We start from the raw sequence: 20,488 nt of genomic DNA on the forward strand, positions 1-20,488 counted from the left end.
GATTATGAATTCACCCGTGCTATCCGCATTGCCTTCCGATGCCTCGCGCGTCGACCATGGGCCCGCTCATGCCGCAGAATCGAGCATGGGAGCGCTGCTGCTCGATTCCGGCAAGCTCACTCCCGAAAGCGCCGAGCGTGTCCTGCGCATGCAGAAGGACCTCGGGATCCGCTTCGGCGAAGCCGCCGTGCGCCTGGGGCTGGTCAGCGAGGAGGACATCCAGCAGGTGCTGGCGCGCCAGTTCTCCTATCCCTATCTGCAGAAAGGGCAGGCCAACCTGTCGCCCAAGCTGGTGGCCGCCTACGATCCGTTCTCGCCCCAGGTCGAGGCCTTGCGCGCGATCCGCAGCCAGCTGATGCTGCGCTGGTTCGCCCGCGGCCGGCGCGCGCTGGCGATCGCCGGCGTGACGCCCGAGGACGGCTCCAGCCTGTTCGCGGCCAACCTGGCCGTGGTGTTCTCGCAGCTGGGCGAGCAGACCCTGCTGGTGGACGCCAACCTGCGCAGCCCGCGCCAGCAGGAGATGTTCGGCATCAAGCCGCGCCAGGGCCTGTCCGACCTGCTGGCCGGCCGCGCCGACCTCGACGTCATCTCGCGCGTGCCGGCTTTCGTCGACCTGTCCCTGATGCCGGCGGGCACCTTGCCGCCGAACCCGCAGGAACTGCTGGCGCGCGAAGGTTTCCGCAACCTCAATGCCCAGCTCGAGAGCCGCTACGACGTGGTCCTGTACGACCTGCCGCCGTTCGCTGCCGGCGCCGACGCGCTGGCGGTGGCCGGGCGCGCCGGCGGCGTGCTGCTGGTGGCCTGCAAGCACCGCACCCGCATCGCCAACGTCAGCCGCATGGCCGAGCAGATGGCGGAATCCGGGGCCGAAGTGGTCGGCTCGGTGGTGGTGGAGTTCTGACATGGCGACGGCGGCCCGCAACGATGCGGCGGCGCGCAGCGCGTCGACCGACCTGGCAGGCGCCCTGCGCGGCGCCCTTCCCGAATGGTGGCCCATCATCGCCGGCCTGGCGATCCTGTTCGGCCCCACTTTCTACGACCTGTTCACCGGCGCCTGGATCGGCGAAGAGCAGGGCCACGGCCCGATCATCTTCTTCCTCGCGATCTGGCTGATCTGGCGCAAGTGGCCCGAGATGATGGCCGCCATCGATTATCCTCCGGCGCGCCCCGTCGCGAGCTGGATCGGCTGGCCGGTGCTGGCCTTCGGCCTGGCGATCCACCTGCTGGGCCGCTCGCAGAAGATCCTGATGTTCGAAGTCGGCTCGATCCTGGCCGTCATGGCCGCCATCGTGCTGCTCAAGTTCGGCACCAAAGCCCTGCGCGTGCTGTGGTTCCCGTTCTTCTTCATGCTGTTCATGGTGCCGCTGCCGAGCGAGCTCGTGGCCGCGGTGACGATGCCGATGAAGATGGCGGTGTCCTGGGTGACCGAGCATCTGCTGTTCGCGGCCGGTTATCCGATCTCGCGCTCGGGGGTGGTGCTGCAGATGGGGCAGTACCAGCTGCTGGTGGCCGATGCCTGCGCCGGCCTGCAGACCCTGCTGACGCTGGAAGCACTCGGCCTGTTCTACCTGAACCTGATGCGCCACCCGTCGGCCTTCCGCAACATCACGCTGGCGATCCTGATCATCCCGATCTCGTTCGCGGCCAACGTCATCCGCGTCATCACCCTGACCCTGATCACCTATTACTACGGCGACGCCGCCGGCCAGGGCTTCCTGCACGGCTTCGCCGGGATGGTGCTGTTCATGACCGCGCTGGTGCTGATCCTGGCGGTCGACTCAGGCCTGCAATGGTGGATCAAGCGCCGCGAGGGCAATGGCGGCGGCGGGCCGGGTTCCGGCAGCTCCGGCCGCGGCCGTAGTGACGGAGCACCCGTATTGAAGGAGGCAACATGAACCGTCGTTTCGCCATCAGCCTGGTGCTCGGCGTGGCCATGGCCGGCACCTCGGCCCTGACCGGCGCCCTGACGCCGAAGCCGCGCGTGCTCGAAGCCCATGAGCAGTTCAGCCTGGAAGAGATGATCCCGCAGCGCTTCGGCGAGTGGGTAATCGATCCGTCGGTGGTGCCGCTCACCCCCGACCCCGAACAGCAGAGCGTGCTCGAGAAGATCTACGACCAGACCCTGTCGCGCACCTACGTCAACCGGGAGGGGCAGCGCGTGATGCTGTCGATCGCCTATGGCGGCGACCAGAGCAAGGCGCTGCAGCTGCACCTGCCGGAAGTCTGCTACGTGGCCCAGGGCTTCCAGATGGTCAAGGCCGACGACGGCGCGCTGCCGACCCGCTTCGGCGAACTGCCGGTCAAGCGCCTGGTGGCGCGCCTGAACGAGCGCAACGAGCCGATCACCTACTGGATCACGATCGGCGAGCATGCCACCAAGACCGGCATCCAGCAGAAGCTGCGCCGGCTCGCCTACGGCCTGTCGGGCGAGATCCCGGACGGCATGCTGGTGCGCGTCTCGACCATCCAGCGCAACGACCAGCAGGCCTACCAGGTGCAGGACCGCTTCGTCACCGACATGCTGGCCATGATGGCGCCGCGCGACCGCACGCGCCTGCTCGGCGCCGAACTGGCGCCGCCGGACGCCCCGGCGGAAGAAGCGGCGCAGGCACAGGGCCCCGCCCCGAAGCAAGGATAGGAAGCAGGTAGCAGCCGATGAACGAGATCCTCCCCTATATTTACTACTCGCTACCGTGGGCCTTCATCATCGGGCTCTCGATAGCCGCCGTCGCGGGGATCGGCATCGGCCTCGTGTGGCCGCGCTTCCTGGTCTACGCGTACCTGGCGGTCTACTTCTGCATGAACTCGACCAGCTACGGCAACCTGGCCGTGTTCGCCACGCGCAGCATCTACAGCCGCGGCTCCGGCCTGCTGTTCTTCGGCCTGGTGCTGTGGTACGTGCTGGGCGCCTGGGCCTGCGCGCGCGTGGCCGCCACGTTCCAGCGCTACCCGACGCCGAGCTGCAACCTGCGGCCCTGGTTCTGGGCCTGGTTCGCGCTGCTGGTGGGCCATGTGGCAGTGGCCACGATGCTCGACGTTCCGCTGGCCGATTCGCTCTCGCCGCAGGGCTTCTCGAACATCGTCTGGATGGCGCCGCTCATCTCGCTGATGCTGCTGTCCTTCCGCACCCGCGAGCACGTGCTCGAGCTGACCCATTTCATCCTGCTGGTCGGCCTGGGCCGCGCCCTGTTCGGACTGGTGCGCTGGGCGGCCTTCGGCGGCGACCCGAACAACGTGTACGCGAACATGAACGCGATCAAGATCCGTCTCACGTTCTTCGACATCAACGACAGCCTCGTGTGCACCGTCGCCTTCGCGATCGCCGCCGTCCACCTGTTCCAGACCGTCAAGACCGACCGCCCGAAGTTCTGGCGTGGCATCGAGTGGATGACCCTGATCGCGACCGGCCTGTGCATCGTGCTGTCCTATCGCCGCAGCGCCTGGATCGGCTTCGTGCTGGCGTTCCTGGTCATCATGATGCGCTTCCCGCTCAAGCGCCGCATGCAGCTGATGACCGGCGGCCTGCCGGTGGTCGGGGCCGCGCTGGCCTACGTGGCGGTGCAGCGGCTGGCCCAGACCAAGGGCGCGACCGGTGGGCTGTCGAGCCTGGTCTACGACATGCAATCGCGGCGCTTCGGCCCGGAGAGCGAGCGGGTGCTGGAACTGAAGTTCGCCATGGCCGACTTCCTGTCCAAGCCGATCACGGGCATCGGTTCCTGGGGACGGTATAACGGCTACCAGTACATCTCGTGGCAGAACAACCCGGATGGCGGCCTGTTCCTGCACAGCGGCATCCTGCACATCGCGCTCAAGAGCGGGCTGCTGGGTACGGTCCTGCTGTTCGGCACCATCATCGCCTTTGTCCTGTTCGCCCGGCGCGCGCTCAAGCAATTGCCGCCCGAACTGCTCGGAATCGCAACGGCCGGCGTGGCCGGGGTCGCCTTCATGATTCCCGACCTCCTGATCGGCACGCCGTTCCCGCAGGTGCGCACCACCCAGATGCTGGCCTTCTGCCTGGCCCTGCCTTACCTGGCCATGGCGGTTGCCAAGACGGCCCCGGCGGCGAAGCCGGCGGTGAAATCCTTCGTGCCACCGCGTCCGCACCTGGTGACGGCCTGATGAACCTGCGCCTCGCCCGTAACGCCTGGTCGAACCTGCTCGGCGCGGCCATCCCCGCGCTGGTCATGCTCGGCACCGTGCCGCTCGTCGTGAAGGGCCTGGGCGATGCCGGCTACGGCGTGTATTCGCTGGTCACGGCCATCGTCGGCTATTTTGCCGTCATCGACATCAACGTGACCGCCGGTTCGGTCAAGTACATCGCCGAGCACAACGCCCGCAAGGACGAAGACAAGATCTTCGAGACCATGTCCTTCGGCCTGGCGACTTACGCGATCATCGGGTTGCTGGGCGCCATCGGGCTGTTCCTGGGGGCGCGCTGGTTCGTGACCGACGTGTTCTCGGTGCCGGGCCAGCTGGTGCCGGAAGCCATCGACACGCTGCGGCTGGCGGCCCTCGGCTTCCTGCTGGGCCAGGTCCAGAATTACCTGAACAGCGTCCCGCAGTCGCTGATGCGCTACGACATCTCGGCCCGTGTCGAGATGGTGTTCGGCACCCTGGTGCCGCTGGCGACCGTCGGCGTCCTGCTGCTCGGCCACGGCCTGTTCGAAGTGATCCTGCTGCGCGTGGTCGCCAGTAGCATCCACTGCGCCATCCTGTGGCGCGCGATCCGCCGCCTGCTGCCGAACGCGCGCTGGCGCTGGCCGGGCGCGCGCTTTCGCAGCCAGCTGCTCGGTTTTTCGGCCTATTCCTTCCTGTCGCGCTTCGCCATGCTGTCGTACACCTATGCCGACAAGCTGATCATCGGCGCCCTGGTCGGGGTGACCGGGCTGGCCTACTTCACGGTGGCGGCGACCCTGGCCAACCGGGTCCTGAGCCTGACCTTCCGCCTGTCGAGCGTGTTCTTCCCGGCCGCCAGCGCGCTGGCCGCCGCGGGCGAACTGGTGCGCCTCGACCGCGTGTACGTGAAGGCGACGCGCTACGTGGTCTTCCTGAACGCGGCCATCCTGACCCTGGTGGCGGTGTTCGCCCACCAGATCCTCGGTTACTGGATGAACGACGAGTTCGCGCGCAACGGCGCCACGGTGCTGGCCGTGATGGCGCTGTCGCAGTTCATCGATTCGCTCACCAGCCTGCCTTCCCTGGTCAACGACGGCATGGGCCATCCGCGCGTGTCCGGCCTGTTCGCCGTCACCCGCGCCGTGGCCGGCCTGGCGATCGTGTACACCGGGGTGGCGGGGTGGGGCATCGACGGCGCCGCCTGGGGCCACCTGATCGGTTCGCTGCTCTTCACGGGGGCCTTCCTTGTATATGTGCACGGCCGCACCGTGCCCACCAGTCTCGGGCGCCTGCTGGGGCAGGGGTATGCGCCGGGCCTGTTCGGCGTGGCGCTGGTGGCGGTGGCCGCCTCCACGGCCGAGCAGCTGTTCGACCGCGGGGCCTGGGATTTCCTGTTCATCCTGGGTGTGACCGTGCTGTTGCTGGGCGTGCATGGCGCGCTGTTCGTCATCGAGCGCGACGACCGGCTGCTGGCGTGGTCGCGCGTGAAGGCGCGCTGGCAACCGGCGGGAAGCTGAACCGGGAGTCGACGGGCAAGACGAACAACAACAGTATGTAGGGGAATGATTTGCGGAGGACAATGTGCGTATCCTGATGGTGTCCGAAGATTTGCCGGGTGATCAGATCGGTGGACTGGGCAAGCACGTGGTGACCTTGGCCAACCGGCTGCTGGCCGAGGGGCACGACGTCGAGATCCTGGGCCGCAACGACCGTGGCCTGGACGGCTGTGCCGCGCAGATCGGTTTCCGCGGCCATTTCCGGCCAGGCTTCGACTATGCACGCAATGGCTGGAAAGAACTGCAGATGGGCGTGTTCAACCCGCTCAAGCGCCCGTTCTTTGCACGCAAGATCGCCACTGCCATCAACGAGCACGCCCACGGCTTCGACGTCGTGCATTACCACGGCCACGTGCCGATGGTCGGCCTGCACGTGGACGAGTCGATCAACTACGTCCAGACCCGCCACGACCAGGGCAGCGAATGCCTGACCCACCTGCGCTTTCGCGACGACGCCGTGTGCGACAACCTGGTGCCCGGCGACTGCTCGGCCTGCATCGCCCGGAACGACAAGTCGGTCGGCCCGATGCGCCGCACGGTCACGGCGCTCGCCGTCAACGGCTACCGCAGCCAGACCGCGCGCGCCTTTGCGCGCCACAAGACGGTGTTCGTCTCCGACTTCCTGCGCCGCCAGTTCCTGCGCGCGGTGCCCGATGCCGACCTGTCGCGCTGCCGGGTGATCCACAACTTCGTGGATTATCCGCGACTGCTGGCGACAAGCCGTGCCGCACCGGCGCCCGAGCACGGCGACGTGGTGCTGGTCGGGCGGGTCGATGCCGGCAAGGGCTTCGGCGAATTCCTGGCCGCCAGCCAAGGGCGGCTGCCGCCGGGCACGCGCCTGACAATCGCCGGCGACGGGCCGCAGCGGGCCGCGCTCGAGGCGCGCTACGGGGGCGGCGGCGTGCGTTTCCTCGGTTGGCAGGATTACGCCTCGACGCTGGCCTTGAGCGCGCGCGCCCACCTGTGCGTGGTGCCGTCGGTGTGCGAGGAGGCCTGCAGCACGACCGTGCTCGAAGCGCTGGCGCTGGGCAGGCAGTGCGTCGCGCTGGCGCGCGGTGGCACGCCCGAACTGGCGGCCTACCAGCAATACGACGGCCAGTTGCAGCTGGCCGCCACCATGGACGAACTGGTCGAGCGCGTGCGCCGCCAGCTTGCCGAACCACCGCGCCAGATCGTGCCGCCGCCTTCCTTCGGCGCCGATGCCGGGCGCCTCCTACCTCGCTTACTGGAGTTGTATGCCGAACAAACCAACCTTCTCGATCGTTACGTGCACGTGGAACAGCGCCGCCACGCTGGCTGACACCCTGGCATCGGTGCAGTCGCAGACCTGCCAGGACTTCGAACACATCTTCGTTGACGGCGGCTCGACCGACGGCACCCTGGAGATGATTGCCGCGTACTTGCGTGACAGGCCCGGCAACAAGCGGGTGCTGCGCGATGTCGGCGGCGGCATCAGCCGCGCCATGAACCAGGGTATCGAAGCGGCCCAGGGCGAGTACATCGCGCACCTGCATTCGGACGACTACTACAACGGTCCCGACGTGCTGGCGACCGTCAAGCGCTGCTTCGAGGAAGGGCAGCAGGGGAAGGGCGCCGGCAGGCAGGTCGACTGGGTGTACGGGAACATCCAGGTGCTCAAGGACGGCCGCATGGTGCCGCCCTACGCCATGCCGGCCTGGTCCTACCGTTCGTTCGTGGCGGGCCGCGCCTCGGTGCCCCATCCGGCCGTCTTCGTGCGCAAGTCGGCCTTCGAACGGGTGGGCATGTTCGACGAAAAGCTCAAGTACGCCATGGACATCGACCTGTGGCTGCGCCTCGGCGCCGTGTCGGCCCCGGTGATGATCGACCAGCCCCTGACGGTGTTCCGTGACCACGCCGGCAGCGTGTCCTCGGCCAACAAGCTCAAGGCGCGCCAGGAAGAATTCACCGTGCGCCGGCGCCACATGGACAAGGCCCCGCTCGCCTTCGGCATTTATTGTTTGCGTTACATGAAGCGGGTGCGCGAACTGCAGGCCGAGGCGCGCGCGGTGCCGGCATGAGGGGAAGGCCGATAGCAATCCGACAGCTTTGCTTTTTTGTCTTTCCAGGCCATTTATGACCATTACAAGGCTGCAAATATTGTTCGGTAAAAGTTGAAATTTTGTCGTGGGTTTTCTGCGAAGCAATAGAAAAATCTTTGATTTCTTTGGGGAATTTGCCTGTGCTCAACTTACTTTGGGGTAGCATAAACCCCGTAAACAAGTAAGTCGCCGCCAGCGCAGGCAAGACATCTCGAGCCCGCCGCGACCCGGTGCGGCGCATCGTAGTCAAGATTTTTTTCTCGGAGCACCCACATGCAATTTCAACGGAAAGCCCTGGTCTGGGCCGCTGCATTCGCCGCGCTGTTCGCGAGCGTTTCCGCCCGCGCCGACTGGGTCCAGTCCAACGACCCCCTGATCGTCAAGGCAAAGCCTGAAATGAATCAGGTGCAGGCGCAGAACCCGCCGGGCTTTACCTGGGCGCGCCATCCTACCGGCCCTGCCAGCTACGAGCTCGAGATCACGCCGGTTGGCGGCACGCCAACCAAGGTCGTGGTGGAGCGGAACTGGTACCTGCCGACCAAGGCCATGGCCCTGGGTAACTACACCTGGCGGGTGCGCCCGGTCGGTTCGAGCGAGTGGTCGAACCCGCGTACCTTCTCGGTCACCAGCCTGTCGAACAAGTTCGAAGTGCCGGACAATCAAACGCTGCGCAACCGCATCCTGTCCAAGGCGCGTCCGCGTTCGCTGCCGGCGTCGGTGACGCCGTTCTCGACCTGGAACTACGCCAAGAAGGTGGACCTGGAATCCTACCTCAGCCGCCTGGGCAATGAAGTCAAGGCCCAGATCACCGCGGTGCCGGCGCTGACGGATTCGCGCTGGACCGTCGTCATCAGCTCGCCGCTGACCGCCGCCATGGCTGCCCAGCAGACCGACGTGCGCCAGCGCATCAACGAAGCGACCCGCCAGCTCGAGGCCGCCGCGCTGATGTACCGCCTGAGGGGCGAGCAGATCTACCTGAACGAAGCGCTGCTGCGCGGCGACCAGCTGGCAGCCCTGAATCCGGCCGGCCCGACCAGCTACGCCAACCAGGACCAGGCCACGCGTCAGATTGCCTGGGGCCTGTCCAAGGCAATCGACCTCCTGCCCGGTGCGCTCGACAGCACCCGCAAGGCCCGCTGGCTGGCCTCGATCAAGACCCGTACCACCGAGATCTACAACAACCTGGCGGGCGACAACGGCCGCCTCGACCAGTATCCGTTCGACTCGCACGGCAACACCAGCCTGGTGTTCCTGGTGCTGATCTCGACCCTGAACCTGGGCGACATCCCCGAGGCCGAGAAGTGGTTCGATTTCTCCTTCCGTGCCTATGCCCTGAGCCCGAACCCGTGGAGCGGCCCGGAAGGCGGCTACGCCAACGGCACCGCCTACGCGGAATACGCGGCCGGCTACCTGCTGGCCCTGTGGGATCCGCTGCACCATGCCAGCGGCGTGAACTTCTTCGGCAAGCCGTGGACCCTGGGCTTCCTCGATTTTGCGATGAACTTCACGCCGCCGGGTGCGCGTACCCACGCCTTCGGCGACGCGGGCGAAACCAAGCCCGACCCGCGCGTGTTCCGCGCCTTCGCTTCGCGCATGTGGTCGCCGCGCGCCGCCTGGTACGTGAAGAACACCACCGGCATGGAAGATGCCATGTCGCTGCTGTCGGCCGAGTATCCGCTGCCGGTGAAGCACACCACCTTCCTGGCGGCGCCGTCGAACTCCGCCTACTACCCGAGCATCGGCTGGGTCGCGATGCACAGCGACCTGGCGTCGAACCTGCGCACCTCGCTGTTCTTCAAGTCCAGCCCCTACGGTTCCTTCAACCACAGCCACGGCGACCAGAACGGCCTGCTGCTGTCGGTGGCGGGCCAGCCGCTGCTGGTCAAGGCCGGCTGGTACGACTGGTACGGCTCGCCATACTGGAGCGACTGGTACCACCAGACGCGTTCGCAGAACGCGATCACCTTCGACGGCGGCAAGGGCCAGCTGGTGGACGGCTACCGCGAACAGCTGCTGCGCAACGGCAAGATCACGGCCTTCACCGCCCAGCCGACCTACGACTACGCGGAAGGCGACGCCACCCCGTCGTACGGCGGCCAGCTGTCGATGGCCAAGCGCCAGGTCTGGCACCTGCGCAACGCCAACAACGCGATCCTGGTGCGCGACCGCTTGTCCAGCACCGTGGCCCGCACCTACGAGTGGAACATGCACACCCCGGTCATCATGACGGTCGAGAATGCGCTGAACGTCAAGGTCGCCGCGGGCAACCAGTCGGTGTGCGTGCGCTCGCTCAACACGTCGGCGACCTTCGCCAAGTGGACCGGTCCGGCGCCGAAGGCCGGCGTGGTGGAAGACCACGGCGCCTTCTACCTGAAGGCCAATGCCAACACGACCGCGGAATACCTGGTGCTGCTCGACGTCGGCTGCCGGCGTCCGGCGGTGAACATCACCACGTCGGGCACGGTCCGTACCGTCACCGTCGGCGGCCAGTCGGTGACCCTGAACTAAGCCCGGACCATGCGCTGAACCGGGCGCTATCCCTGCCGCGCGCCGTGCTAGACTCGGCGCGCAACGACAGTCCCCCGCGGCTCGCGCTGCGGGGGATTTTTCTTTTGGAGGCCGTTTGCGCGACCGGCGGCGGGGAGAGCGATGAAACAGGTGTTCCTGATCCATGCACACAAGGATGTCGACCAGCTCAACGCACTGGTCGCCCAGTTGCACGACCCCGACTTCCTCGTCTACGTCCACCTCGACCGCAAGAGCACGATCGATCCCGCCGCGCTCCATCCCGCCGCCCGCGTGGTGACGCCGCGCGTCGACGTGCGCTGGGGCGGCTGGTCCCAGGTGCAGGCCACGCTGGGCTCGGTGCGCCAGATCCTGGCCGAGCAGCCGGCCTTCGACAAGGTGATCTTCCTGTCGGCCCAGGACTTCCCGCTGCTGCCCAATGCGCTGCTCAAGCGCGAGCTGGAGCGGGTAAGGAACCGTGAACTGCTCGAGACGGCGCCGATCCGTCCCGGCGGCTGGAACGTCGCCTTCCGCTACCAGTATTTTTACCGGGAGAGCGGCAGCCGCGTCGAGCGTCTTGCCTGCGGCGCGGCCAACCGCGTGCTGCGCCTGGTCAGGCGCACGCGCCGCATGCCGGATGGCTTCGTGCCGCACGGCGGCTCCTCGTGGTGGGCGCTGTCGCGCGATTGCCTGCGCGAGGTGCTGCGCCTGCTCGACGCCCATCCGCGCCTGGTGCGCTTCTTCCATACGGTTCAGTGTCCGGATGAAATGGTGTTCCAGACCCTCGTCATGCATTCGCGTTTCGCCGACCGTGTGCTGAACGATAACTACCGCTACGTCCAATGGCCCGAGCACGGCGCGCGCAATCCCAAGGTGCTCGACGCCGCCGATTTCGAACGCATCCGCGCCTCGAATGCGCACTTCTGCCGCAAGCTCGACAGCCAGGCCAGCGCCGGCCTGCTGCCGCAACTGGTGCAGTGGAAGGAAAGCCGCGCCGCCGCCTGAGCGGCCGGACCGACCGTAAAAGCGGCGCGCATTTGCCGCCTTGTTTGCCGTGTTGGATGGCGCCTTGTGTGCTGCACCGCACACAAGCCTGTTATTGCTGAAACGTGCGCTCGATGCGCTGCGCTAGAATCGGCTGGCCTGACCCAACGATACGAGCCGCATGCGCAAAACCCTGTCCATTGCTTTCATCGTCCGTGATCCGCTCCCGCCGCTGCGCGCCGACGTGCTGACCCTGTTCGGCGCCGAGATGCCGCGCTACGGCATCCATGCCGACCTGGTCGGCCAGTCCGGCAGCGAAGCCCCGGCGCCCTGGCCTGCCGGCGGCATGCATGCGGTGGGCAGCCTGCGCAGCCGTTTCGCCAGCATCCTGTCGCCGTTCTGGGACCTGCGCGGCCTGCTGCGCGCGCGCCGCCGCGTGCGCCCGGACTGCATCCAGGTGCGCGACAAGATCGCATCCGGCCTGGTCGGCCGCATGGCCGCCGCCGTGCTGGGCGTGCCTTTCCTCTATTGGATGTCCTTTCCCATCGTCGAAGGCTTCGAGGTGCGGCGCGACGAATTCAAGCGCAGGAGGAGGGGGGCGAAAGCGGGACTGACTTGGTTCGCCCATGCGCTTCGGGCCGCCGCTTCGCGCTTCGTCATCTATAAACTGGTGCTGCCCGGCGCGCGCCACATCTTCGTCCAGAGCGACGCGATGGCCGACTGGCTTGCACGCCAGGGCTTCGACCGCGCGCGCATGACGGCGGTGCCGATGGGCGTGGATGCCGCGCTGTTCGACCGCGGCACCGTGGAACCCGTCCACGATCCGCGCCTGGACGGGCGCCGCGTCGTGCTCTACCTGGGCCGGATCGCGCAGTCGCGCCGCTCCGACTTCCTGCTCGACGTGACCGAAGCGCTGCGCAAGGACGTGCCCGACGTGCTGATGGTGATCGCGGGGGACGCCGCCTCGAACGACGAGATGGACTGGATGCGCGCCGAGATCGCCCGCCGCGGCCTGGACGCGCACGTGTTGCTGACCGGCTGGCTGCCCCAGCGCACGGCGCTCGGCTATGCGGTGCGCGCCGAGGTCGGCCTGTCACCGATTCCACGCGGTACCCTGTTCGACGTATCGTCGCCGACTAAGCTGGTCGAGTACCTGGCGCTGGGTATTCCCAGCGTGGCCAACGATATCCCGGACCAGCGGCTCGTCATCGAGCAGAGCGGTTCGGGCCTGTGCGCACCGATGGAGCCGGCGCCGTTTGCCGCCGCCGTGCGCCGCCTGCTGGACGATCCGGCGCTTGCCGCAGAGTTCGCGAAACGTGGTCCAGCGTACGTAAGAAGCCACAGGACCTATGCTATTCTGGGTCGGATAGTTGCAGAAACGTACACAAGAATCCTGCCTGAGCGGCTGCCTGAACGCCTGCCGGAGCGGACCTGATCCCTGTACCGATCCCTGTACTGATCTCTTGTTTCGAGCGCTTGTACCGATCCTGTCTTTCTTCCGATACCGATGTGGACCTACTCGCTGAAATTATCGCTGCGTTCGCTGGCGCGTGAGCTGGTCCGCAACCTGTGGGGCCGCCTGCTGGTCTATCCGGCACTGGCCGCCAACGAATACGCGGCCCCGGTGCTGAACGACCATGTGGCGCGCCGCGCGCGCCGCCTCGCCGTGCCGGTCAGCCCCGACGGCGCCACGCTGCGCCGTGCCGACCCGGCGCAGCCGCTGCTGGACAAGGCCGAGCTCAGGCAGCATCCGGAACGCTTCGTCCGCCCGCGCCGGCCAGGTTCCCTGGTGCGCAACACGATCCGCACCAGCGGCACCTCCGGCTCGCCGCTGGCGCTGGTGCAGACGCTCGGCGCCGCCATCCGCGAGGAAGCCTTCGTCTACCGCCAGCTGCGCTGGATCGGCTACCGCCACGGCCAGCGCCGCGCCTGGATCCGCGGCGACATCGTATGCGGCGACACCCCCCGGGATGGGCGCTACTGGTGCCGCGACTGGGTCGGCAACGCCCTCATGATGTCGTCCTACCACCTGTCGAACGCCACCATCGGCGCCTACATCGACGCGCTCGAGCGCTTCGATCCGGTCGTGATCCAGGCCTATCCGTCCTCGATCGCCGTGCTGGCGAACTGGCTGAACGCGGCCGGCCGCACGTACCGGGGCAAGGCCCTGCGCGGCGTGATGACCTCCTCCGAAACGCTCGAGCCCGATGTGCGCGCCGCCATCACCCGCGCCTTCGGCGTGGGCGTGTTCGACTGGTACGGCCAGGCGGAGCGGGTGGCGGCGATCGGCACCTGCGAGCATGGCCAATACCATGTGCTGACCGACTACGGCGGCGTCGAGCTGCTGGCGCGCGAAAACAGGACGGCCGAGATCGTCGGCACCAGCCTGAACAACGCCGCGATGCCGCTGGTGCGCTACCGGACCGGCGACCTGGTCGTGCTCGGCGACGGCGACCCGTGCCCCTGCGGCCGGGTGTTCCCGACCGTCAAGCGGGTGCTCGGCCGGCAGGAGCAATGCATCACGCTGCCGGACGGCCGCATGATCACGCGCCTCGACCGCATTTTCCAGGGGCACGAGGGCAAGCTGGTGGAAGGCCAGGTGCTGTACCGGGGCGGCGCCCGCTTCATCCTGCGGGTGGTGGCGACCGCGCGCTTCGGTCCGGTGGACGAAGCCGCACTGGTCCGGAAGTTCCTGTTGCGGGTGCCCGGCGTGGACGTGCAGGTCGAGCGGGTGGCGGCGATCGCCCGCGGTCCGAACGGCAAATTTGAATTTATTACAGTCGAGCACTGAATCGTGCGCATCTCGGGAGAAACATTGTTATATTATTTTAAACAATTTCTTTCTTGCAAACTCCTGTGGGAGAACAGGGCGGCATGAACCAGACATCGAGTCCTGCAGCACACGCACCCCGGGTGCTGATGCTCGGTACCGCGCCGGCCGGGCGCGGCGGTGTCGCGACCGTGGTGTCCCTGCTCCAGCAGGACGGCCTGTTCGAGCGCGAGGGCGTGTGCTACGTGCCGACCCATACCGAGGGCAGCCGCGCGGACAAGCTGCGCGCTGCCGCCAAAGGCCTGTTCGGCACGCTGGCCTGCCTGATGCGCCGTCCGCAGCTGGTGCATGCGCACGCCGCCTCGAACGGCAGTTTCGTGCGCAAGTCGCTGCTGCTGGCGCTGGCGCGGGCCGCGGGCTGCAAGACGGTGTTCCACCTGCACGGCGCCTGCTTCGACAGTTTCATCGACAAATCCGGCCCGTGGATGCGGCGCTGGATCCGCCACACCCTGGAGGCGAGTTCGGTGGTGATCGCCCTGTCGAGCCGCTGGGCCGGCTTCCTGCGCGGATTCGCGCCCGGCGCGCACGTGGTCGTGATCCCGAATTCGGTGCCGCTGCCGCCGGCAAGCGGCGTCGCCGTCCAGCCGGGCCGCATCCTGTTCCTGGGACAGGTCGAGCCGCGCAAAGGCATCTACGAGCTGGTGGAAGCGCTGGCGCAACTGAAGGACGAATTCCCGCACGCCGAGCTGGCCATCGGCGGGCAGGGCGAGCTGGAACAGGTGCGCCGCCGCGCCGCCGAACTGGGCGTGGCCGACCGCATCGTGATGCTGGGCTGGGTGAAGGCCGAGCAGAAGCAGGAGGAACTGGCACGTGCCGCCATCTTCTGCCTGCCGTCGCATGCGGAGGGATTGCCGATGGCGATGCTTGAGGCCATGGCTGCCGGCAAGGCGGTCGTGGTGAGCGGCGTTGGGGGCATTCCGGACGCGGTCATGGACGGCGACAACGGATTGATGATCGAACCGGGCGATGCGAGTGCGCTGGCGGCGGCGCTCGGCAAGCTGCTGCGCGACGACGGCGAGCGCCAGCGCCTGGGCGCCCGCGCCCGTGCGACCATCGAGCAGCGCTTCGAGTCCGGCGTGGTGATCGGACAGATATCGGCGGTGTACGCGCAATTGCGCGGCGAGGGTGGAACAGCCCGCTGAGCGGCGTGGCAGGTCGGAAAAAGCGGGAGAGAAACAGGAATCAGGAAGCAGGACCAGGAATCAGGCGACAGGAACAAAGCGGACTAGAAGCGGTGCAATCGACGTGAAACAAGTGTGAAACAAGCGTGCAGGAGCGCGCGACAACTTCGTGAACTGGGGGGGCAATGAACGCAACAGTGAGGATCGGATGGCTGGTCAATCGACTGCGCTGCATGTCGGTTGCGGAAGTGGGGTACCGTATGCGCCAGGCCGCGGCCACCAGGATGGCGCGGCGCATGGCCGGCCGCACTGCTCCCGCGCCCTTGCCGCGCGCCCTGACGCTGGCCGTCGACGGCGCGCCCCGGCTCGACGCTGCCGAGATCGAGGCCCTGTTGCTCGACGCCGACCGCATCTGTGCCGGCCACGTGGTCCTGTTTGCCGAGCGCCGCTTCGACGTCGGCGTGCCCACCGTCTGGAACCGCGACCCGGAAACCGGCGTCACCGGTCCCGCCGTCTATGCCGGCGACATCGCCATCACCAACCGCGACCAGGTCGGCGACATCAAGCACGTGTGGGAGCTGAACCGCCACCTGCACCTGGTGCGCCTGGCGCAGGCCTGGGCCCTCAGCCGCGACGTGCGCTGGCTGCACGCGCTCGAACAGCAATTGCGCAGCTGGCTCGACCAGTGCCCGCCGCTCACCGGCCCCAACTGGACCAGCTCGCTCGAACTGGGCATCCGCCTGATCAACTGGAGCCTGGTGTGGCAGCTCGTCGGCGGCGAGTCCAGCAGCCTGTTCGCCGGCGAAACCGGCCAGAAGCTGCGCGCCGACTGGTTCGACAGCATCCACGCCCACTGCCGCAGCATCGCGCGCCACCTGTCGCGCCACTCCTCTGCCAACAACCACCTGATCGGCGAACTGGCCGGCCTGTACGTGGCCGCCAGCACCTGGCCGTGCTGGAAGGAGTCGGGCGACTGGCTGGCGCAGGCGCGCCGCGAACTCGAACATGAAGCCGTCGCCCAGTTCTCGCGCGACGGCGTCAACCGCGAGCAGGCCTTTGCCTATCACATCTTCTCGAGCGAGTTCCTGTTCGTCGCCGGCCTGGTCGGCCAGGCCTGCGGCCAGCCGTTCTCGCGCAACTACTGGGCCTCGCTGCAGCGCGCGCTGCGTTTCCTGCGTTCGGTGCGCGATGTCGGCGGCAACGTGCCGGCGGTCGGCGACGCCGACGACGGCTGCGTGTTCCGCCTCGATGCGCTTGGCGGCGACCGCGCCGCGCAATTGCTGGCGCTGGGCGACACCGTGCTCGGGGGCGCGGCGGGCAAGGGCGCCGACAGCCACCCGGGCGTGCGCTGGCTGCTGCACGCGCTGCCCGGCCGCCGCCCGGACTGCGACCCGCACGAGGTCGATACCGGCTGGGCCTTCCCGGACGGCGGCTACCTGTTGTTCGGCAACCACTTCGGCGAAGCGAGCGAGATCAAGGGCATGCTCGATTGCGGCCCGCTCGGCTACCTGGGCATCGCCGCCCATGGCCATGCCGACGCGCTGGCGATGACCTTGTCGGTGGCCGGCGAGGAATGCCTGATCGATCCCGGCACCTACTCGTACTGGCAGGACCAGAAGTGGCGCGACTACTTCCGCGGGACCTCGGCCCACAACACCGTGCGCATCGACGGGCTCGACCAATCGGTGAGCGGCGGGCGCTTCATGTGGCTGCGCAAGGCGCAGGCCCACATCGACCGCATGCCGAGCTCGCCGCATGAATTCGATTTCCGCGGTTCGCACGACGGCTACACCCGCCTGTCGGACCCGGTGCGCCACATGCGCAGCGTGCGCTTCGACGGCGCCAGCAACACCCTGGTGGTGCGCGACGAGGTCTCGGCGCGCAAGCAGCACAAGGTCGAGCTGTTCTGGCACTTCGCGCCCGAACTCGACGTGCGCCTGACCAGCCATGGCCTGTCGGTACGGGGCAAGCGCTTCGTGCTGCAACTTGCCGCCAGCGGCGCCGACCTGCAGCTGGAGCTGGTGCGCGGGGCCGAAAACCCGCCGCTCGGCTGGTGCTCGCGCACCTACGAATCGAAGCGCCCGTGCGAGGTGCTGCGTATCACCACCGTATCGTCCGCCGTTCCAGTCGAATGCAGGTTTACAATAACGTTTTTGCATTAAAAAATAATTATTAGTTTTTAATTAATAAAGGGAAATGTCCTTATGCTGATTTACCTCGTCGCCGGTGCCCGTCCCAACTTCATGAAGATCGCGCCGATCGTGCGTGCGCTGCAGGCGCAGGACGCGTTGTCGTTCAAGATCATCCACACCGGGCAGCACTACGACCGCGAGATGAACGATGTGTTCTTCGAAGAACTGGGCATTCCCCAGCCCGACGTGTTCATGGCCGCCGGCGGCGGCAGCCACGCGCAGCAGACCGCCAAGATCATGGTCGCGTTCGAGGAGCTGTGCCAGGCCGAGCGCCCAGCCGCGGTGCTGGTGGTGGGCGACGTCAATTCCACGCTGGCCTGCTCGATCGTGGCCAAGAAACTGGTGATCCCGGTCGCCCACGTCGAGGCCGGCCTGCGCAGCGGCGATATCAGCATGCCGGAGGAAATCAACCGCCTCGTCACCGACAGCATCTCGGACTGGTTCTTCGCCACCGAGCCGGCCGCCGTCGAGCACCTGCGCCGCGAAGGCAAGCCGGATACGGCCGTGCATTACGTCGGCCACGTGATGGTCGACAACGTGCTGTACCAGGCCGACAAGCTGGGCCGCGCCGATACCTCCGCCTTCGAGACCAGCGGCTTCAAGGCCGGGCAGCAGGCATCCGGCAAGCGCTACGGCGTGGTCACGCTGCACCGCCCGAGCAACGTCGACGATCCGGTGACGTTTGCCCGTATCGCCGGCGCGCTCAAGGACATCGCCGGCGAGCTGCCGCTGATCTTCCCGGTGCACCCGCGTACCCGCGCCAACATCGAGAAATTCGGCATCGACCTCGGCCCGAACATCACGCTGGCCGGCCCGCAGGCCTACATGGCCTTCCTCAACCTGTGGAAGGACGCGGCCGTGGTGCTGACCGACAGCGGCGGGCTGCAGGAGGAAACCACGGCGCTGGGCGTGCCGTGCGTAACGATCCGCGAAAACACCGAACGTCCGGTGACGGTCGAGGAGGGCTCCAATGTCCTGGCCGGCACCGATCCGGAAGTCATCGTCCGCGAAGCCCGCAAGGTGCTGCGCGGCGAGGGCAAACAGGGCCGCCGCCCGCACCTGTGGGACGGCAAGGCGGCCGAACGCATCGTGGCCGTGCTGGCGACCGAGCTCGCCAAGCAGGCGCATCACGAGGCGCAATCACGCTAAAGGACATCCGCATGAATGATCGCATCACGTTGATGGGTTGCCAGGTCGATAACCTGACAATGGAAGAGACGCTGGGAAAAGTCGAGGGATTCATCCAGACCGGCTTGCCCCATCAGCACGTGGTGGTCAATGTGGACAAGCTGGTCAAGGCCAGCCGTGACCCCGAGCTGCGCCAGATCATCAACGACTGCGCGCTCGTCAACGTGGACGGCATGCCGGTGGTGTGGGCTTCGCGCCTGCTCGGCAAGCCGCTGAAGGAACGGGTCGCCGGCGTCGACCTGTTCGAAGCGCTGATGCGGCGCGCCGGCGAGAAGGGCTGGCGCGTGTTCCTGCTCGGGGCGCGCGAGGAAGTCGTCAGCAAGGTCGCCGAGACCTACCAGCGCAAGTACCCGCGCCTGGTACTGGCCGGCTACCGCAACGGCTACTGGAAGGGCGAGGAAGAAGAGCAGCAGGTTGCCGAGCAGATCCGCGCCAGCCGTGCCGACCTGCTGTTCGTTGCGATCAGCTCGCCGAAGAAGGAACAGTTCCTCGGTAAATACCAGGCCCACATGCGCATTCCGTTCGCGATGGGCGTGGGCGGGACCTTCGATGTTGCCATCGGCAAGGTCAAGCGGGCGCCGGTCTGGATGCAGAAATCGGGCCTCGAGTGGTTCTACCGCTTCCTGCAGGAGCCGCGCCGTATGTTCCGGCGCTACTTCATCGAGGACATGGCTTTCATTGGGCTGTTCATCAAGGAAGCCTTTGCCTCCAGGGGCAAGCAGGTCAAACAGGGATAAGGGCGGCCGTAGAAGCCGCCTGTACAAAAACGCATGCCCCCCCGCGACTGCCCGCCTTGGCGTGGCCGCCGCATGGCCGTGCATTGCCGCTCTGCTCCGGTAATTCCAGCAGTGATTCATTCAAGCAGAGCTTGCGCCATCATTAATACATATTACATATCACAGAGAGCGAAACGACATGAAGATTCTGGTTACTGGCGGAATGGGTTACATCGGCTCGCACACCGTCGTCGAACTGCAGAACGCAGGCCATGACGTGGTCGTGGTCGACAACCTGTCCAACGCCGTGGCGTCGGTGCAGGAACGCGTGCAGCGCATCACCCGCAAGGCTTTCCAGTTCGAAGAGGCCGATATCCGCGACCGCGGCGCCATGGAGCGCATCTTCGGCGCCCACAAGGTCGATGCCGTGATCCACTTCGCCGGCCTGAAGGCGGTGGGAGAATCGGTGGCCCAGCCGCTGCGCTACTACGACAACAACGTCAACGGCAGTGTCATCCTGTTCGAGACGATGGCCAAGTTCGGCGTCAAGTCGCTCGTGTTCTCGTCCTCGGCGACGGTCTATGGCGATCCGGCCTCGGTGCCGATCCGCGAAGACTTCCCCCTGCAGGCGACCAATCCCTACGGCCGCAGCAAGCTCATGATCGAGGACATCCTGCGCGACCTGTCCAAGGCCGAGCCCGACTGGCGCATCGCGCTGTTGCGCTACTTCAACCCGGTCGGCGCCCATGAAAGCGGACTGATCGGCGAGGAACCGAACGGCATTCCAAACAACCTCGTCCCCTACATCGCCCAGGTCGCCAACGGTCAGCGCGAGAAACTGTCCGTCTTCGGCGGCGATTACCCGACCCCGGACGGCACCGGCCTGCGCGACTACATCCACGTGGTCGACCTGGCGATCGGCCATGTGAAAACCCTCGACCGCCTGGCCAAGGGGCCGGGCCTCGTGACCTACAACCTCGGCACCGGCCGCGGCAACAGCGTGCTCGAGATGGTGCGTGCCTTCGAAGCGGCCTGCGGCCGCCCGATTCCCTACCAGATCGTCGACCGGCGTCCCGGTGACGTCGCCAAATGCTACGCCGACCCGGCCAAGGCCCGCGAAGAATTGGGCTGGACTGCGGAGCGTGATGTCGCTCAAATGTGCGCCGATGTATGGCGCTATCAAACCACAGCCAAATAAACTTAGTTACGTAAAGGACGGT

Annotated in this window: 16 protein-coding genes; all 16 read left to right on the forward strand. The window is 66.9% G+C overall.

Annotated features, from left to right (window positions below; all coding sequences use genetic code 11):
* Positions 1-4 precede the first annotated feature (4 nt).
* On the forward strand, positions 5-901 hold the full coding sequence (epsG, locus tag ACFFJK_RS03005; RefSeq protein WP_379677606.1) for a chain length determinant protein tyrosine kinase EpsG: 897 nt from the start codon (positions 5-7) through the stop codon (positions 899-901).
* Position 902: 1 nt separating this feature from the next.
* Positions 903-1,895 (forward strand): exosortase B, encoded by a 993-nt coding sequence (gene xrtB, locus ACFFJK_RS03010; RefSeq protein ID WP_379677607.1) that lies wholly within the window; start codon positions 903-905, stop codon positions 1,893-1,895.
* Positions 1,892-2,638 (forward strand): exosortase-associated protein EpsI, B-type, encoded by a 747-nt coding sequence (gene epsI / locus ACFFJK_RS03015; RefSeq protein ID WP_379677608.1) that lies wholly within the window; start codon positions 1,892-1,894, stop codon positions 2,636-2,638. The genes xrtB and epsI overlap by 4 nt, the downstream gene beginning before the upstream one ends.
* A 17-nt stretch (positions 2,639-2,655) precedes the next feature.
* Positions 2,656-4,119, forward strand: coding sequence for an O-antigen ligase family protein (locus ACFFJK_RS03020; protein ID WP_379677609.1), 1,464 nt, complete (start codon positions 2,656-2,658; stop codon positions 4,117-4,119).
* Positions 4,119-5,633, forward strand: a complete 1,515-nt coding sequence (locus ACFFJK_RS03025) for an oligosaccharide flippase family protein (protein WP_379677610.1) — start codon at positions 4,119-4,121, stop codon at positions 5,631-5,633. Before ACFFJK_RS03020 ends, ACFFJK_RS03025 begins: the two co-directional genes overlap by 1 nt.
* A gap of 64 nt (positions 5,634-5,697) precedes the next feature.
* Positions 5,698-6,972 carry a glycosyltransferase family 4 protein gene (locus tag ACFFJK_RS03030; RefSeq protein WP_379677611.1) on the forward strand — a complete coding sequence of 425 codons (1,275 nt, stop codon included), beginning with the start codon at positions 5,698-5,700 and terminating at the stop codon, positions 6,970-6,972.
* Positions 6,908-7,711: a glycosyltransferase family 2 protein gene (locus ACFFJK_RS03035; RefSeq protein WP_379677612.1), complete on the forward strand. Its 804-nt coding sequence runs from the start codon at positions 6,908-6,910 to the stop codon at positions 7,709-7,711. Before ACFFJK_RS03030 ends, ACFFJK_RS03035 begins: the two co-directional genes overlap by 65 nt.
* Positions 7,712-8,005: 294 nt before the next feature.
* Complete coding sequence (locus ACFFJK_RS03040) at positions 8,006-10,240, forward strand: DUF4962 domain-containing protein (RefSeq protein ID WP_379677613.1); 2,235 nt, start codon at positions 8,006-8,008, stop codon at positions 10,238-10,240.
* A gap of 141 nt (positions 10,241-10,381) precedes the next feature.
* Complete coding sequence (locus ACFFJK_RS03045; RefSeq protein WP_379677614.1) at positions 10,382-11,242, forward strand: beta-1,6-N-acetylglucosaminyltransferase; 861 nt, start codon at positions 10,382-10,384, stop codon at positions 11,240-11,242.
* Between the two features lie 160 nt (positions 11,243-11,402).
* A complete protein-coding gene (locus tag ACFFJK_RS03050) occupies positions 11,403-12,656 on the forward strand; it encodes a glycosyltransferase (RefSeq protein WP_379677615.1) in 1,254 nt (417 codons plus the stop codon).
* A 72-nt stretch (positions 12,657-12,728) separates the two neighbouring features.
* Complete coding sequence (locus ACFFJK_RS03055; RefSeq protein WP_379677616.1) at positions 12,729-14,012, forward strand: phenylacetate--CoA ligase family protein; 1,284 nt, start codon at positions 12,729-12,731, stop codon at positions 14,010-14,012.
* Positions 14,013-14,095: 83 nt separating this feature from the next.
* On the forward strand, positions 14,096-15,193 hold the full coding sequence (locus ACFFJK_RS03060) for a glycosyltransferase family 4 protein (RefSeq protein WP_379677617.1): 1,098 nt from the start codon (positions 14,096-14,098) through the stop codon (positions 15,191-15,193).
* 164 nt (positions 15,194-15,357) lie between these two features.
* Positions 15,358-17,334, forward strand: a complete 1,977-nt coding sequence (locus ACFFJK_RS03065) for a heparinase II/III family protein (protein WP_379677618.1) — start codon at positions 15,358-15,360, stop codon at positions 17,332-17,334.
* Positions 17,335-17,376: 42 nt separating this feature from the next.
* Positions 17,377-18,513, forward strand: coding sequence for a non-hydrolyzing UDP-N-acetylglucosamine 2-epimerase (gene wecB / locus ACFFJK_RS03070; protein ID WP_379677619.1), 1,137 nt, complete (start codon positions 17,377-17,379; stop codon positions 18,511-18,513).
* An 11-nt stretch (positions 18,514-18,524) separates the two neighbouring features.
* Positions 18,525-19,289 (forward strand): WecB/TagA/CpsF family glycosyltransferase, encoded by a 765-nt coding sequence (locus ACFFJK_RS03075; protein ID WP_379677620.1) that lies wholly within the window; start codon positions 18,525-18,527, stop codon positions 19,287-19,289.
* Between the two features lie 178 nt (positions 19,290-19,467).
* Positions 19,468-20,466, forward strand: a complete 999-nt coding sequence (gene galE / locus ACFFJK_RS03080; RefSeq protein ID WP_379677621.1) for a UDP-glucose 4-epimerase GalE — start codon at positions 19,468-19,470, stop codon at positions 20,464-20,466.
* Positions 20,467-20,488: the final 22 nt, after the last annotated feature.

The sequence above is a fragment of the Massilia consociata genome (assembly GCF_042432755.1).
Taxonomy (GTDB): Bacteria; Pseudomonadota; Gammaproteobacteria; order Burkholderiales; family Burkholderiaceae_D; genus Telluria; species Telluria consociata.